The 16044-nt window shown below is 50.4% G+C and carries 17 protein-coding genes; 2 read left to right on the forward strand and 15 right to left on the reverse strand.

Annotated features, from left to right (window positions below; all coding sequences use genetic code 11):
* Window positions 1–418 precede the first annotated feature (418 nt).
* Entirely contained in the window at window positions 419–577 is a 159-nt protein-coding gene (locus BM231_RS26980; RefSeq protein ID WP_159437982.1) for a hypothetical protein, read from the forward strand.
* A gap of 157 nt (window positions 578–734) precedes the next feature.
* Window positions 735–1517, forward strand: coding sequence for a S1/P1 nuclease (locus BM231_RS21395; protein ID WP_093522690.1), 783 nt, complete (start codon window positions 735–737; stop codon window positions 1515–1517).
* A gap of 279 nt (window positions 1518–1796) precedes the next feature.
* Here the strand turns inward: BM231_RS21395 and BM231_RS21400 are convergent, their stop codons facing one another.
* The 15 genes from BM231_RS21400 to BM231_RS21470 form a co-directional block, all read right to left on the reverse strand.
* The gene (locus tag BM231_RS21400) at window positions 1797–2021 is read right to left on the reverse strand and encodes a hypothetical protein (RefSeq protein ID WP_093522692.1); all 225 of its coding nucleotides are present in this window, start codon (window positions 2019–2021) and stop codon (window positions 1797–1799) included.
* A 110-nt stretch (window positions 2022–2131) separates the two neighbouring features.
* On the reverse strand, window positions 2132–2359 hold the full coding sequence (locus tag BM231_RS21405) for a hypothetical protein (protein ID WP_093522694.1): 228 nt from the start codon (window positions 2357–2359) through the stop codon (window positions 2132–2134).
* Between the two features lie 195 nt (window positions 2360–2554).
* Entirely contained in the window at window positions 2555–2989 is a 435-nt protein-coding gene (locus tag BM231_RS21410) for a hypothetical protein (protein ID WP_093522696.1), read from the reverse strand.
* Complete coding sequence (locus BM231_RS21415; RefSeq protein WP_093522852.1) at window positions 2986–3456, reverse strand: lysozyme; 471 nt, start codon at window positions 3454–3456, stop codon at window positions 2986–2988. Before BM231_RS21415 ends, BM231_RS21410 begins: the two co-directional genes overlap by 4 nt.
* Window positions 3457–3651: 195 nt before the next feature.
* Window positions 3652–4494, reverse strand: coding sequence for a hypothetical protein (locus BM231_RS21420; protein WP_093522698.1), 843 nt, complete (start codon window positions 4492–4494; stop codon window positions 3652–3654).
* A gap of 78 nt (window positions 4495–4572) precedes the next feature.
* The gene (locus BM231_RS21425; protein ID WP_139226388.1) at window positions 4573–5676 is read right to left on the reverse strand and encodes a phage late control D family protein; all 1104 of its coding nucleotides are present in this window, start codon (window positions 5674–5676) and stop codon (window positions 4573–4575) included.
* A 3-nt stretch (window positions 5677–5679) separates the two neighbouring features.
* Complete coding sequence (locus tag BM231_RS21430) at window positions 5680–5904, reverse strand: tail protein X (protein WP_093522702.1); 225 nt, start codon at window positions 5902–5904, stop codon at window positions 5680–5682.
* A 9-nt stretch (window positions 5905–5913) separates the two neighbouring features.
* Window positions 5914–6321: a phage tail protein gene (locus tag BM231_RS21435; protein ID WP_159437983.1), complete on the reverse strand. Its 408-nt coding sequence runs from the start codon at window positions 6319–6321 to the stop codon at window positions 5914–5916.
* Between the two features lie 26 nt (window positions 6322–6347).
* Window positions 6348–8627, reverse strand: a complete 2280-nt coding sequence (locus tag BM231_RS21440; protein ID WP_093522706.1) for a phage tail tape measure protein — start codon at window positions 8625–8627, stop codon at window positions 6348–6350.
* A 164-nt stretch (window positions 8628–8791) separates the two neighbouring features.
* Window positions 8792–9103: a phage tail assembly protein gene (locus tag BM231_RS21445; protein WP_093522708.1), complete on the reverse strand. Its 312-nt coding sequence runs from the start codon at window positions 9101–9103 to the stop codon at window positions 8792–8794.
* A gap of 76 nt (window positions 9104–9179) precedes the next feature.
* A complete protein-coding gene (locus BM231_RS21450; RefSeq protein ID WP_093522710.1) occupies window positions 9180–9689 on the reverse strand; it encodes a phage major tail tube protein in 510 nt (169 codons plus the stop codon).
* 23 nt (window positions 9690–9712) lie between these two features.
* Entirely contained in the window at window positions 9713–10945 is a 1233-nt protein-coding gene (locus BM231_RS21455; RefSeq protein ID WP_093522712.1) for a phage tail protein, read from the reverse strand.
* A gap of 76 nt (window positions 10946–11021) precedes the next feature.
* Window positions 11022–11594 carry a hypothetical protein gene (locus tag BM231_RS21460; protein WP_093522714.1) on the reverse strand — a complete coding sequence of 191 codons (573 nt, stop codon included), beginning with the start codon at window positions 11592–11594 and terminating at the stop codon, window positions 11022–11024.
* Complete coding sequence (locus BM231_RS21465; RefSeq protein WP_093522716.1) at window positions 11594–12823, reverse strand: hypothetical protein; 1230 nt, start codon at window positions 12821–12823, stop codon at window positions 11594–11596. The genes BM231_RS21460 and BM231_RS21465 overlap by 1 nt, the downstream gene beginning before the upstream one ends.
* Before the next feature lie 12 nt (window positions 12824–12835).
* Entirely contained in the window at window positions 12836–16036 is a 3201-nt protein-coding gene (locus tag BM231_RS21470) for a DUF4815 domain-containing protein (protein ID WP_093522718.1), read from the reverse strand.
* Between the last annotated feature and the right edge of the window lie 8 nt (window positions 16037–16044).

Below are 16044 nucleotides of genomic sequence, written 5' to 3' on the forward strand. Positions count from 1 at the left end.
CCAGCAACACATACTCCTCACGAGTCGTGCATTCACCAGCTCTGAGCGTATTCTCTAAGTTGCGAACTTAAGTAGATAAGGCCCCTTGCGCGACCTCGAGGTGAAAGAGATTTTGCTCAGCAACTCAGGATAAACTTTGGTCGCCAAAAGTTATACGAACGACCCATTTTGATTGTATTATCAAGAATCTCCGGCGGGACTATTACCGGAAATTCTTTAGTTATTTAAACTAAACTTATTGTTCTCACCGCAATCCTTAGCAATACAATATCGTTAATCAATCACTTTATGTAATTAGTTAGAAATATCTATCTATTTCAACTTACACAAAATATTTTCCTTGCGGAATGACAGCGCTTTGCCAATAGTTTTTAAAGTCTGCTCTTTGGAATAATGAAGAAATTTAAAAGGTAAACTCATGCTATCCGCGGCTTTAGATTTTATTGCACAGCGTTGCGAAGTCACCACCGTTGGCGAACTCATCCATCTGCATGTGGCACTAACCCAAAAGGAAATGGACCGTCTCGCATTGTTTGGTGCAGCGCTTGATGATTTGGAGCCTGATGACTGGATCTAAGCAGCATCAAGTCTAGCTTCGATTGGCGCGATTAGGCTGACTTGCATTCAGCGAGAAACTAACTAGGCTTATCTAAGTTGACCTTAGGGTAGAAATCCCTGTCTACGATTGGGATTAGCTGCTCGATTGATTACTTAAAGAGATATTGGACAGCCTTATGAAGTCGCTCATTTCCGGCCTAGCGTTATCAGCTATGCTTGTCACTGCATCAACGACAACTGTGTTTGCTTGGGGTAAAACCGGGCATCGGGTAACCGGGTTGATCGCAGAAGAATTCCTATCTGAAACTGCTCAGATGAAAGTTGAAGAAATACTAGGTACTGAAAACCTTGTCGATGCTTCAACTTGGCCTGACTTTATGCGTTCCGACACAAGTCCGTTTTGGAAGAACTCAGGCCCCTACCATTACGTCAATACCAAACGTGGTGAAGGCTACGACGCTGCAAATGCTCCAGAGCATGGTGATGCGGTCACAGCCCTCACTGACTTTCGCGCGACATTGGAGGATGAAAATGCTCCATTGGAAGATCGGCAACTAGCCCTGAGGTTCATCGTCCACATTGTGGGGGATTTGCATCAACCAATGCACGCAGGCTATGCGGATGACCGTGGTGGGAACGCCGTGAAGCTTGAGTTCTTCTGGGAGAAGACAAATCTCCATCGATTGTGGGATACAGACCTAATTGAACATGGCGGCCTGTCCTATACGGAGCTGTCTGAGCGACTGCTGCGTAGATTAGAAGACCAGCAAGCTGAAGACTGGAAAGAGCCAGATCCGTTGGTGTGGATCTCTGAAAGCGTTTCGTATCGCGATGGGCTGTATCCTAGTGAGACGAACCTTAGCTACGGTTATGTCTTCAAACATCGTGAAACTCTGCATCGGCGCCTTACACAAGGTGGTGTTCGGATCGCTGCTTATCTGAATGATATCTTCAAATAAGTGTTTGATACTCATGAGCCTTGCAAAGGAGTTTCAGTGTAAAACACTTTTGCAAGGCCTCTCAGCTACGAGGAACTTCAATATCAAAGCCTCTATCGAGCCTAGCAAATTATTGAAAGGAACGACTGCCTCGTTTTTCAACGATATTCACACGCTGGTACTAGACGCCTAAGAGACATACCGTGACTAACAGCCAAGCAATACATGATGATAAATCTATGGGTTAGGTAGGGATACTGAACAAAATGCAGCTATCTCCGCCGCTGGATAGCTGAGTGATCAGATTGCCTCTAACACGCTATCAACTCTTCTCAAAGTGACTGTTCGATTAGATGAAATTTGCTTGAAAGCATTCTGCGAAATAGCTGCAACCTGCAAGCGACTGAGAACATAAAACTTCTCTTCGAGCTCTAAGTTCTCCAAAAGGGAGGTAGCCTCTTTGACTACCTGCTCTTCACTCTCTCCCATACCTAGAATTGAGTTTCTATAAGTTACAACAAACATGAAAAACTCCTGATACTTACGTGTAAAAAATTTCACACATGTGCATTAGGAGCCTTTTTTGCGGTGCGGGTTACTCGTGAGATTAAGTGGTCGCTTCGATTGGTGTTTCGTCACTCCTCGTTTTGCTCCAACTCCTCAATCTGAAGCAACTTAATTCGAGTATCCAAATGCTTGTTACGCGCATCCACCCATCTGCCATAAGCGAGTAAGATTGCACCGATCAAAACAGCGATCAGCAAGGCTAGTTGAAGCGCTGGCTCCAGATAACTGCTTGCATAGCCGAGCAGTCCATAAACACTCAATCCGGTCACTGATCCCATTTCTGTTTTGGGTATCATTTGGCAATTCCTTTCAAGTTGTCCTGAATGCTTCCGTAAAAGGACTGCCAGCCCTGTTCCTTTGCATGGCAGGCTATCAATGCAGCTCTATGCCTGATTGCATCCCGGCCTTGATCGCCGGTAATGCCAGGGTCTTTTGTTGTGACTGTCAGATCGGGTGGAGGATCTGGAGGCTTGAACAGCTCCCCAGAGTTCTTAACGAGCCTTCCGGAATTGAAGTGCCCGCATCCGGCTAAGATAAGCGGGATCAGGAGGACAAGCGGATATCTTGCCCCTCTCCAGCTCAAGTTCATAGTCCCTTACCTTTTCTTCAATTGAGTTTAGCTGCTGGATACGGTCCAACAGGCTTTTACTCGCTTGCTCTGAGATGACTTTGTGTGCCGCTGCTACGCGTGTGAGAGCGCTGTTATCGGCTTTCAGCTGGGCTACTTCGGCTTCCCTGTCATGATGTAAGTCAGAGAAGAACCAGACTGAGACGCAAAGCAGCGCGGTTGTTATGATTGAAGAAAGCCAATTGGGTGTGCGAGGCTCAAAGCGTGCGATGAATGCCAGCAAGGCGCCCACAAGTGCCCCGTAGGCCAGCAAGGTTTCAATGCCTGTGCTGATAAACGCGGAGATGAGATCTATCATCCCTTCGCCCCTTGCATGCACAGCTTGTATTCATCTTGCCTTCGGTTGACTAACCCCTGAACTTTGCGGCCACCCGCCCTGTTAAACCAAGTAGCTGCCTTACAGGCTCCTGCCCAGTCACCGGCATTAAGCCTGCTGCGAGCCGTTGACCTACAGAAGTTGCCAACTCCGATATTGTAAGTGAGTGAGACAAAGGCGACATAGGTCCTAATGGGGATCTTGTCGGGATTGTTGAGGCACTTCCTCATACCTGCTTCATGGCGCTTCAGAGACTTGATAAGCATTGTGTCACACTGAGCTTTGGTCGCCGTGTCACCCATCTTGACGCCTTTGGTTTCACCATAGCAAATTGTCGGCTTACCAATGATGTCATGATATGCAGTTGTGCGAAGCCCTTCCCAAGCGCCGACGAGGGCCACGACCAACGCGACCACCCAGCCAGTGAGCCGGGTTTTGGTAGATTTCATTCCAGAAAACTCCATAAAAAAACCCGCCTCAATGGGCGGGTGATGCGGTGGGTTTTGTAAAGGCGGTGGAGATGAACTAGTCTCCACCGCCACGTAGATCAAAGGAAAGCCAAGTTTCGGTTTCTACGAGATTGTTTAGAAACATATTACGCCGGAACAGTTCGAGACGGCCAACAACTACGCACTAACTTCGTCTTATTTTACGTTCTTAGCGTACTCTAGGACGGTCTGCATAAAGTTGTGCCAGCAATAAGCAATCTGTCCTTTGCTTGGTTCATAAGGCTTATCTGTCTTCAGAACACCGTCAGGGTCTATTACAAGAAACTTCCCTTCTTTAGTCATGATCCCTTGAAGATCTAAAATAAGTTGAGCCCCGCCACCACCAGGGAACATAAAATCATTAATTAGCGCTAAGCTATCAATGACATTGTCTCGCTCGGGGGATTTGGAGGCCTTTATAAACTGACCGAAGTTTGTTTGATTGATTAAATCTGTGAAGGCAACTTTAGTGCATTCCGCCTTCGCGGCTTGTTCTGCACCAACCGAACCGATTGTGTTTAGTGCCTTTTTTTGAGGGCTTTTGATGATTTTTAAATACAAGTTTTCAGTGAACTCTGCATCTCCGACAAACTCTTGAACATAGCCGTAGCATTTCTTGTTCCATTCTCTGTAACAGGGGATATCTGATTGTATGGGTTCAAATGTCTTTGGCATAGGAACATTTCCTGCAGCAAGCATCGCAAGATTATTCAGCTGCTCAGATATAAAGTCATAGCACTTGGTTTTTCCGAGCCCACCGACCTTAAACTTGCTTCTTTTGCAAAAAGCCAAAGCTAAACCTGATGCAGCACTCAACTGACACAAAGCTTTGTCTTCCCCTTTTAGTACTTTCGCACAGCGATCAACAAGCTTCCCGCTGATGTTATCATTTATCTCGGTTTGAGCATTCATTGGAACCGGATCCAGAGCGTTTACGGGAGACATCTGAATACAAAGTAGCCCAAATGCAAATGCACCGATTAGTTTTATACGTTTCATGTGATCCTCTTTTTAATTGTTGTTTTTGCAACGCAATTGAGTGACGCATGGAATAAGGACTTGTGATGGTGGCAATCGCTACTGCTGTGTTCCGGTTCTACCGTTTCGATTTAGTCCGTCGCCAGTTAGGGCGGGCTTCTTGGTCGGGGTCTTGGGTTTGGCCCCTTCCCGTTTCCCTGCCCCGTCCTGCGGTTCTTTCACGCTCAAGGTCGTTGTTGCACCTCCACCCCTCGCGGCTTTATGTGTTCTGCTCTCTACCCGATACTTGCCATCAATGCCTTGCTTGATGCCTTCTACCGTGCAAAGGGCTTCCGCTTGTGCCTGAGGTTCAAAATTGATTGTGATCGACCCTGAAGCCTTCTCACGCTTGCTTTGACCTTCACGAGCTTTCAGAAGCTCTTTAGCTTGGTCTTCGTCTTTGACCGTGGAGCGAATGGCATTGAGCACTGGATCTGAGAACGCGGGGTCTTCGATTTCCTCCTCTTTGTAGGGTCGTTTGACTTCGACTACCTTGCCTTTTTCCCTGTCCACATAGCGTACTGAACTACCTGTGAAGGCCCTACGCAGATCACGGGGTTTCAAACGCCAAGTGATGATGTTACCGGGATAGATGCACTTGAGCACAGGAAGCCCATTATCAGCACCCAGCGGCAGTAAAACAGCCGTCTTGTCCCTGATCTTGAATGCCCCATTCAGCTCTTTTGCATAACGCTGGCCGATTGAATGGAAGCTCTCCCCATTAGCTGACCAGTAGTCGCGAAAAATCTCCTTAAATGCCGGGGCTACCTTGATGTTAAATCCGGCTTTCTTGGCAGCGCCCTGCAGAAACTCTTCAAGCGTTGCATCGTCCTTATGGAAGAAAAGCGGTTGCTTGACTGGGGAGCGTTCGTCGAAGCCCTTGGCCTTGATTGAGAGCTTTTGCCCGCCTGATCGATTGCTTGAAGAAACCGGCTGATCAGTAATCCCTTCAAAGACCTTTTTGCCTTCAAGGAGAACTGATAGCCGGTGACCTGCACTCGGCAACTTGATCTGCCCTGCGCGATCATCAAGGCTAAGACTACAACTGTCTGAGCTGATCCCAGCCTTATCCGTCGCTGAAATGTTCATCAGATAGGGGCGAAGATCCTGCGAGATGTCATCGCCATTCAAGATGACTTTCCAATCTACAGTCCATTGGTTCATGCGCTATCCAAACAAGTCTATTGTCGGCTCTGGTGTGATTGTGGATTCGGATGGCAGGTCAGGAATAAGCACCTCCCGGCCTGCTGTGAGCAATGCGCCCTCAGCAGCTATGCCAGGGTTAAGGCTAAGTGCATCGGTGATGAGATCTTGCCCCTTCCAGCCATGCACGCGCACAAGCAGCAGATCCAAGGTGATCCCTTCACCTGTAACGGTAATCTTGGTGGACATGGCCGCCCCTTAAAGCAGGTCGAAAACAGAAATCAGATCTGGAATGAGATCAGCAGAAGTCGGAGTTTCATCCGGCAACTGCTCAAGCCCAATCTGATAGGAGATCACAAAAGGAACGCCGTCCCATTCCAGCTCTTTGTGAGTTTGCTTTGAGGACTTGATAAAGTAGTTCCCCATCGGTTTGCCATCGCCACGCATAACCGGAAAGACCTGTCCAGTCCGCCGCATTTGATCGGCTATCTCAAGCTCAGTAAGGCCACCTATGCGGATGGGAAGCAGCTGGCCTGAAAGGTTGATGGTTTTGCCGCCATCCCCCATGAACTCACCGGGCTTTATCCCGCCCATAACTGGCTTCTTCGCCCAATCTGCCTTTGCGGAGATGGACACCTGATCCACGTTGAATGGAAAGGTGTCCATCTGCAAAGCTCCAAGAATGTAAAGCATTAGCGCACCGCATATTCTCGGTCTGCATGAAGTCCGGACATCCGATCTTCGACCTGTTCAACAAATCCTTCGACCATCTCAGACGCACTGCTTGCCGCGTCTACATAAAACGGCCCGAAATAATAATGAGTTTCACCTGAAGATAAGTCCGAGCCGCCACCGCCGAGCATCTTTGCACTCTCTGAAGCGGTGTGGACGTATCCGGACTGGCTTGGTGTCACCAGTTCTGCGCCATTCTCTCCAACCAGATAGTTGCGACCACCCACAATCTGCCCGCCCAAAGCGCGTGCGCCAGCAATTTGTGGCACCTTCAAACCAGAACCAGCAGAAGGTTTGGGGATTGGAACTGCGAGGATTTGGTTTGCTTTGGTTTGAAGGGCTTCCGCCACCTTAGCGTCAGCAACTCCATTTGCAGTCTGCGCAAGCTCTGCATTGAGCGCCTTCAACTGCTCGACAATTTCCTCACGGTCTGTCTGCAGGCCGCGCTTGGTTTGCCTTTCGCTTCGGCTGTCACCCAACTCAGCAATCTGGCTATCGATTAGTGCCAGGTCTTGCTTAAGAGCCTCAACAAGCACATTCCCTTTTTCGACTGGCCCTTTGCGCACCCCGATGAGGTCTTCAAGCCATTGGTTCATTGCCTCACCGTTGGCGGCTCCAGCATCAAACCTGTTCTGGGCGTATTGAGCTCTATCTTTCCAGCTCATTCCCCATGTATTGATTGAGTGCTCAAACTCATTGAGGATCAAACCCACCAAATTCAGGCTTGCTGCACCTTTCAACAGCTTGCCAGCCTTCAACCCTTTGATATTAGATTTTCCGCCTCCGTTATCGTTGGCGGCGGCTGGCATTTTACGGGATACCTGAGGAACACCGGCTTTCTTAACTGAAGAAGGTTTAGCGCCTGCCGGGCCTGCGACCCGTTTTGTCTTACCAGCACGACGACTTCCAAGACCGGGCAACTTTGATAGCTTGCGAAATGCCTTAAAGATCCCAGCTGCAAGGTCCCAAGTCACAGATTTCAAAAGCAAGAAAGCATATCTTAGGCCAGCTAAGGCAATCAAAATACCAAGCGCAACGCTGCCCCATTTAATAAGCTCAGATAGAATTTTCGGGTTTTCTTCGGCCCATTTTGTGAACGCTTGAATTTGGGGTCCTAAGGCATCAGTCAAATCATTGATTACCGGCAGGAGACTATCGCCAATCGCAATTGAAGCAGCTTCAATCTTGTTTTGGAACACCTGAAGTTGAGCCGCTGAGGTTCTCGAACGTTCCTCGAACTCAGCCTGAGATGAGCCAAGGAACTGAGCCTTTGAAGCGACTGATCCCAATGCGTTATCCAGTAGCTCTGCATTCTCAATCAAAGGTGCGATTGCACGGGCTTCATCTCCAAACAGATCAGAGATGACGGAGGTTTGTAGTTCCTTAGGCAGCTCTCTGATTTGCCCAATGACAGTCTTAAGCGTGCCTACAGCGTCCTTTTGCAGGTTCTTGGATACCTTTACTGCATCCAGTCCCAAGCGCTTGTAGGCCTTGTGTTGGCGCTTTGTTGACCCCTCACCTCGTGCTAATGCCTTGCCAGCATTTCGGAAGCTGGTGGCCGCGACATCAGCTTGTGCGCCTGACGCGATCATTGCAGAGCCAATAGCTGCTGTTTGCTCCGCGGTGAAACCATACTGCTTACCTACTGAGCCAACGCGGCGCATGAAGTCGAGCAGATCAGGAGCAGAACTTGCAGAGGTGTTTGACAGATGGTTGATTGCATCTGCCAGCTCGCCAGTTTCGCTCACGGTCAACCCGAGTGCCGTCTTGATCTTGGCAAGGCTTTCACCTGCGGTGCCGGCACTCACATCAAAAGCAACACCGACCTTCGCTGCCATCTCTGCAAACTGGGTCAGCTCATCCCCGGCCATACCGGCCTGACCGGCTGCGGCGACAATGTCTGCAATCTGAGAAGCAGTCATTGGCATGCGAGTGGACATATCGATGATGTCCTTGCGCATCTTTTTGAAGCCTTCAGGACTATCGAAATCAACGACCTTCTTCACGTCCGACATAGCGGACTCGAACTCTATTGCAGACTTCACCGGGGCAGCAATGGAGCGGGCCAGAATATAGCCCGTTCCGACTGCGCCAAGCATCTGCCCCTGCATCCGGTTCAGCTCGCGCCTATTGCGATCAGCTGAGGCCTGCATCCCCTTCATGGAGTTGGCGATAGCTCGCGCAGGACCGCTTGCCCGGTCAAGAACTGAAATGACCAGCTTGGAGGTTAAAACACCCATGACATTCTACCGATTTGGAGGGGGAGCATTTTCTGCCTTAAGCACGCGCCCAAGGCTGGAAACTGTTTCAAGAAAGAAATCAATCTCCCAGTTCATGACCACATCAACTGGTGTGTGGAGCCTGCGCGAAACAGCGACAATCAAGTCTCGAGAATGGGGGGCGTCTACCCCTCCAGATACTCGTCCCGAGCGTCCAGTTGCTTCAGCGCCAAGATTCCCTGCTTTCCCATCAAGGGAGCAGCACCCCGCGTAGCTTTGTCGAGGTCTTCGATATCGAGACGTTCGATCACATCCAGATCAACGCCTGCCAGCTCTGCCAGAAGTGCAAAACCTGCCTTCTGCTCGTTTGTGTGCTTCTCCCCGATCAGAGTGTCACCGGCGCGCATGCGGCGGAAACTCAGAGAGGTGACTTCGCGCCCGTCATGTTCAAAGGGGTAATCCAGCTGCACCGTTGCTTTGGTTGCTTTCTCAGTCAATTTTCCACGTCCTTAAAGCAAAAGAGCCCCCAGCGATGCTGAAGGCTCTAAGAGTTATGATAATTGGTTGTGCGACTTAGATACCGAGCGCTCGCTTGCGTTCGCCATCTGTTGGATCTGGCCGTATTTCACGTTCCCAGAAATCCCAATAGAACAGCTCTTTGCCATCTAGGATGAGCTCAACGTGAGTGACTTCCTTGAATGCCAGGTTGCAGCCTTGCAGATCGTCGGCGCCCATTTCATCGGGTTCCCACTCCATGAGAGTAGCGTGAATGAAGCCGCGGACGGGAAGCCAAATATTCCCCGGCATCTGGCGATAGTTGCCAGCGAAAACCCACTCTTCGTGTTTTCCGAGTTTTTCAAGCAGCTTCCCATCAAGCCCTTTGTGTTCAGCTTTGGGTTCAAAGGCTTCGGTGCGCGGCTTACCGAAGTCTACTGCTCCGATACCCCCGCCGGGATTGTGGTTGACCGTTGTGTATTTGAAAGCGGGCAGAACAAGCTTGCTCAGAATGTTTGCGCGGGAGTCTTCCGGTTCACTGACCAAGCGCAGGTCAATGTCACCATTAATCAGCATAGGGCGCTGCATGTGGGGTTCTCCAGTTAAGGGGATTAAACAACAGCGCGCAAACGCGCCAGAATGTCTTTGATCAGGCCTTCAGTTGCAGGGCGATAGCGGCGCAGCTCAAAGTCAGCACGCTTGAAGGCACTTGCAGTTTCCTGACCAAGCTCAAGCTTGATGTGACCAAGCTCGATGGACTCAGGCTGGTTCTTATCGGTAGTGAACATCTCGGAGGCAGGCGTATAGCCAAGGATATGCCCATCCTGTTTAAGCCCGCGCAACTCACCGATTATTTCACGGATCCAGCTTTCAACCCGTGGTGCTGTCTGCTTCTTGCCCAAGTGGCGCCGGGTGATCTTCATCATCTGTGTGACGATGTAGTCAGAGCCGCGCAACTGGTGCAGCTGTGGCCACATCGCGTCGGTCTGCGCCATGTCTGTGCCAAGGAAGGTAAAGCCACCATCAGCAACCGCGCCATAAACGCCAATCTCACCTTCTGCAGCAATCGCAATATCAGCAGCAAGCAATCGCTGCCCTTCCTTGGAACCATCAAGGAAGTTAAACGGGATCTTCCGCGATAGACCGGCAAGACCAAAGATTGGTTGATTACAGATCGTCTCGAACGGCATGTTGCCGTTGTTGGTGTCGGTCCGAACAATCAAGCCAGCCACACGTGAGGCCATGGGACGGGTTACAACAGCATCCCCTTCCCAGACACGCGCAGCCACACCAACCGGCATCAAACGGCCTGATGCCATGGTTTCACGGGCGTCAATAGCGTTATCTGCACTCGTAGGGTCTACATCGACTGGTGCCACTGCAAGGATCTTGCCGATGTTAGCTTCAAGCGCAGCAACCACCGGGTTGACAGTGTCCAGATCAGGGCGCCATGCAGTTGAACCTGCGACCACAATGCCGGGTGTTGCGTTGACCGCTGAGGGGATTTCCGTGATGTTGTTGATGATGCTAACGATCGCAGCCGCACTCGCCTCAGGGGTTGCCCCCTTTTCGGTTCGCACGATTGTAACATCAGCAGCTCGATCAAGTTCATTGAGCTGATCCTGAATGCCCCGAATGTGATCCCGCAAAGGACCGGAGCCAAGAGCTGAAACCGCGTCTTTGTCGCTGGAAGAGATGCGCTTTGCTGTATCAAGCGGAAATTCCGTGTCTGAAGCATCATCAGAGCTCTCGATCACCACGACCTTTGATAGGTCGCCTTCTGAAACCGGATACGGATCATCCGATTTGTAAGAGAACTGCATGCCGATTGTGGGCGCGCTCATAGATATTTCTCCATGAAAAAACCCGCTCCGGTTATGCCGTGCGGGTGGGTTAAGTCTTAAAGGGTTTGGGGACTGGCTAGGTCAGTTCAGCCAGAGCCACAGGTAGGGTTTTACTCAGATCCCAAAGGGCGTCCTGTGACGGGTCAGGGATTGGATCAAGCTGCTGGATCTCGGCAGAGCGGGTAACGATGCCAGCGCGGTACTTAATGGCCGCGTGATAAAGCGCCTGCACCTTCTCTTGAGTTTCAAGCACCAGCAAAACGCCTTCGGCTGTACATGCTTTCACTTGGGAGGCTTCCGGCAATCCCGCTCCGAACCCATCAAGCATCTCTCTGAGGCGACTGACTGACGCTTGATCTGTTTTGAACTGGTGGCCGTTGATCTGAGTACCTTGTTCAATGCGGCGCTCAGCTTCATCTGATACAATTTGACGATAAAGCTGGCTGCCATTTGAGGTGTTGTCACCTGTGACCTCCAAGCGCTCTTCATCAATCTCCTGCTGAAGCCAACCGGACCACAACGTATCTTTGGCAGAATACCAAGTGTGTGTAACGTCCTCACCAGAGATCAATAATAGCGTGGCGAGGTAGGCCTCACCACTTCGCACAACAGAGATGACATCTTCAATATCCGTAGGTTTATTGATCATTATGCGATCCTCTGGAAGTTGTAGACATAATTGCCACTGCCCCAGTCACCGGACATTCCTCGGCAAGCCCAGGTGCCAATAAGTGCAGAACCGCCTCCAGTAGTGCTGTAGTACCTCGTGTCGGTGCCAAGCCGAACGGTATATGCCTTGTTTCGCTGCAGGTAAGTGTTAGTAGGTGCAGCAACCGCAATGATTGTCCCTATGGGAAAATTCAAGTTGTTGGCGTTTGACCCTTCATAGACACTACCGATCCCAACAGCTGCTGCTTTCTCAACAAGGTTCCCTTCATGGATAGCTTCATCCTTACTGGGGCCAATGAATATTTTATCGCCGCTGACTTGCAGTGACAGGTCATTCCTGAAAATTGCCGCCACTTGTGGAGCTGTTTGGCCGTTTGGTGTCACCGCCACACGCGCTTCGGTGCCAAACTGGTCCGGACCGTGATCTTGAGTTGCCAGCCACACCAACATGCCTTTAGTCGCACCAAAGCTTCCAATCCAAGGCCGCGCACGCACAGAAGCAATTAAGTCTCCATATTTAAGATACTCAGGGTTTGCTTTTGAGCCTCTTGCGATACCCAGAACAAGCGCAGAGCCATGATCGACACCACCATACCCAAAAGCCTCCCAGCTGCCATGTCCGCCATCGACTGAGCAATACTGTCTTGCGGCAAATGTATTTGAGATATTCCATCCAGCTTTCGTTGCGATTGACGAGATAAGAGCAGCAATTTCACTGTCGTTGTCTAACAAGGCTTCTGACAGTTCTTTGAGAGTATCCAACTGTGCTTTGGTTGCACCGCCCATGACAACAGCTACCGCCGCATCGCGTGTAGCATCTAGATCACTTTGCAGGCCTGCAACACTCACCTTTTCTGCAAGTAGGTTATTTATCTCGGCAACAGAATATCCTCGACCACCAAAACCCCAGGCACCGCCAACCTTTTGCAAAACTGAGCCATCCGGAGCATCCGTCACATTAACATCGGAAAGATCATTAAGTTTATGCAGATGATCAGTCAAAGCCCGCAGCGCCAATGCCTCTGCCAGTCCATTGATCTTAGCGATCTCGTGAGAGTGCCCAGCAACAGCAAGACTTGCCAGAGTGACTGCAATCTCACCTAGGCGAGCATCAAGAGTCTGCAAGAACACATTGATTTTCTGATGATCCTCGGAGACATTTTCCGCACTGTCGAGCAGTGGCAGGTTTAAATTTAGCGTAGTTGCCATTGATCGCTCCTCCTAGATGGTCGCCACAGCGCGCAGGTCTTCCAGAACCGGCCTTGAAGCAGGGTTACCTGTGACAGTGAGCTTTACTGCCGTCTCGCTTCCAAGATCTTGAGGCAGCTCATAAGTGGCATCTACAGTGCCCAATGCATCGAGAACCTCACCTTCCTTGTAGGAGGCTTCTACAAACGTCCCTGAGTTGTCCTGCAGAAACACTTTCAAACTTGAGCCATTGGGAAGAGTGCGTTTTAGGCGAACCGGGAAGCGGTTTGCGTTACCGGTCTTGAACAAACGCCCCACGTAGTCAGCAGTTTCGGCAAGCTTGCCCGCCCGCACCTGAACACCAGGGAAGAGACGCGGGGTTGCCGTTTCCGTTCCCTTCATGATCGCGGCAATACTGACTGTTTCCTTCACCCATTCATCAAACTGCACACCGGCATAAGCCACCGTCTGGATCGTGGACCCATCGGCACGAGTAATTTCAAAAGTAACAGAACAGCCGGTTTCAGGAAGATCGACCGCAGCTGCAATCATAAGGTCAGAGCAGCGATCAAGCTCAACTTCACCCAGCTCCACGCGTTTAGTGGCTTGAGTAAATCTGGCACAATCAATACCAAATGTGAGATCTGAGCCATGTACAGGGATATATGTCGAGTTGTTTGAACTCTCGATTTCAGTTCCTACAGTGTAAGGGTTCACACCGAGGAAACTCTGATTGATCTCATCGAACTCACCCAAAGTAGCTGCGTATATCGAATGCTCATTGTCCGGTGTAATAGCAATCACCGCATACTCTCTCGTTGAGAGTATGTACGGCAACCCCGGAAACGGGCACGGCGTTGGCTTATTCAGTTCTACTAAGGACATATCAATCTCAGCCTGAGCCAAAATCTCATCTGTCGGATAGCCTGCCCCATTGGTTGCTCGAAGTTCTACGATTACAGGTGTTTTAGGATTCCCCTTTCTGCAAAACCAAAGCGTTGCTTGCGCAATATGGCGATTACCCGCAGGAATATTGAAGGTTTGTCCTCTTGGATCGCGATTTTGAGTGCGTTCACTCCTCTCTCGCCGAACTCTTACAATCTGAGGCGGCGGTGGCGGCGGTGGAACGACAACAAGTGTTGTCACCCGTTGCATGGTTTGAATGGTGACCTTGCCATCGCCAACGAATTGCGCAAAGGCCTCTGAGCCACCAACACCGTAGGCCTCAACTTGCTTCTCTCCAACGGCATGTTTGCGCGCCGGGATGTTGAGGATGAGCGTCATAAGTCCATCATCATCGGCAGCCGGTTTGGGAACTGGTGTCATATCCACATTATCAAATAAGATACGATCAAGAATTTCACCTCCACCGAAGCCTTCAATGCTTACCGTGATTTCAATGGTCCGCAAAAACTTTGCATTCTCTTCGGCAATGCCAACCACTTGTTGCTCTGTTGTTGTGGACGCCGTTGGACCAAACACTTCATGGGTTACATCTGAATCCCAAACCTCATCAACATCCGTCCAGAAATCTTGGGCCGGATCCAGTGACATTTTTGCTGGGAATGGGTCATGGTTGGCAAATCGGTTGACCAGCTTGCAGGTATTGCGCAAGGGCTGATCAATCACATTTTCCAGCTCATAAGGGAGCATTTCAACAGCGTTAGAGTTCAGATTATGGATCGTGACATCCAATGGCAGGGTGAGCATGCCATTGCGGGTGGCCGCATTCTGATTAACACCCGGATCTCGCCAACGGTCATCTGTAAAGGGGTCAATAAAAATGCCTCTTTTGGCCGCGGGCTCCTTATCATGGATATCAAGCTGCAAGCGATTTAAGGCAATCAGATCTAGTGCATCATTGAGCCGGTCCAAGGCTACTTGGATCTGATCATAAGTGACATTGTGAGTGCCATCGTTTTTAACACGAGGCAGCCCATCAAAGTCATTGTAAACTGTCGCCAGTTTCAAGAGGTTGCCCGGAACTTCGGGCACAATAGCGCGCGCTGCTGAAAGCCCTTCATGGTACACTGCTGCGCCTGCCTGATCGAGACAGACCAGATCCACGCGAGGCAGTTTCCGAGTGTAGATGATTACCACCTCCCCACCTTTTCGGCCTCCAGACAACTCAAAATCATGTGCGGTTGGGTTTTGAGGGACAACCGAGTCCCGATAACGATACTTGCAGGTGTATGTGGAACCGGGGGACGGCTCATCCCCTGCCAGCGACCAATCGACTTTATCGGCGGTGAGCTGATAGTCGGCGCTCTTCGTAAAGGTTTTAGAGCCCTGCTTGATCTCAACAAGCTCCTTTACACTATCATTTTCAAGCCCATCAGAACCGTTGAGTATCTGTTCTCGTGTGACGACTTCTGTGATTTCTTTTTCAAGCGAAATGTTAACGATTGTATCAATTGGCCCGTAATGCACTCGGAAGCGCTGGGTTTCATTTTGCTGCACCGTGTAGGTGTGCTGCTCACCATCGATCTGGAAAGTGTCCCACTTCTCTTCCACCTCAAGGCGCAGCGCGTATTGACGTGGACGCTTAAAGCCTTTGATATTGCCGGTGCCAGCAGCGATGGAAAAGACCACATTGCCGTCAGATTTCTCAATTGCAGTAACGCGGCAACCCTCGTCAATGTAGTTGCCATTTGCTCCAAAATCCTGCGCAGCAGACACTTGTGCTACTTGGCTCATTTCTGCCGGTGGAGTCTGGTCCAATGGGGTGCCCTTGACCAGATTGTAAACCGGATAGAGCTGACCATCCGCACCATCTCCGGCATAGCCCCAAACAAGACGGGTCACGATCTTTGACGCACCTTGCTCGCCTTCGGCTTCTGTGCCGGGTTTTAGGCCCGCAAGTGTTGGATCATCTTCAGAGTTAATCACAGTGGAGCTGACACGCACGCCAACCACAAGATCACCTGTCAGGTCCACACCTTCCAAAACAGCAGCATCAACCGGACGCACGTCCCCTGCGATGTAAACAGTCCCTGCACCAAGCAGAATTCGGCTGCCTTCACGATCAATCTCAATGGCCGCGCCGGACTTGCGGTCACCATCACGGGAGACAGTGTTGCCGATACGAGTAGACTGGCCACGCGCAATACCAAACGCATCATTGAGATCCGTTCCGGTGATAAAGACGCCTTCAGGCCATACAGAGGCGGAATCGTTCTGGCGCGCAGGCGTGCGATCAAACGCGCCTTGCACGAGTGGATGTTCAAAAGCCATTAGGATGG

The organism is Pseudovibrio ascidiaceicola, from assembly GCF_900114245.1.
Classification (GTDB): Bacteria; Pseudomonadota; Alphaproteobacteria; order Rhizobiales; family Stappiaceae; genus Pseudovibrio; species Pseudovibrio ascidiaceicola.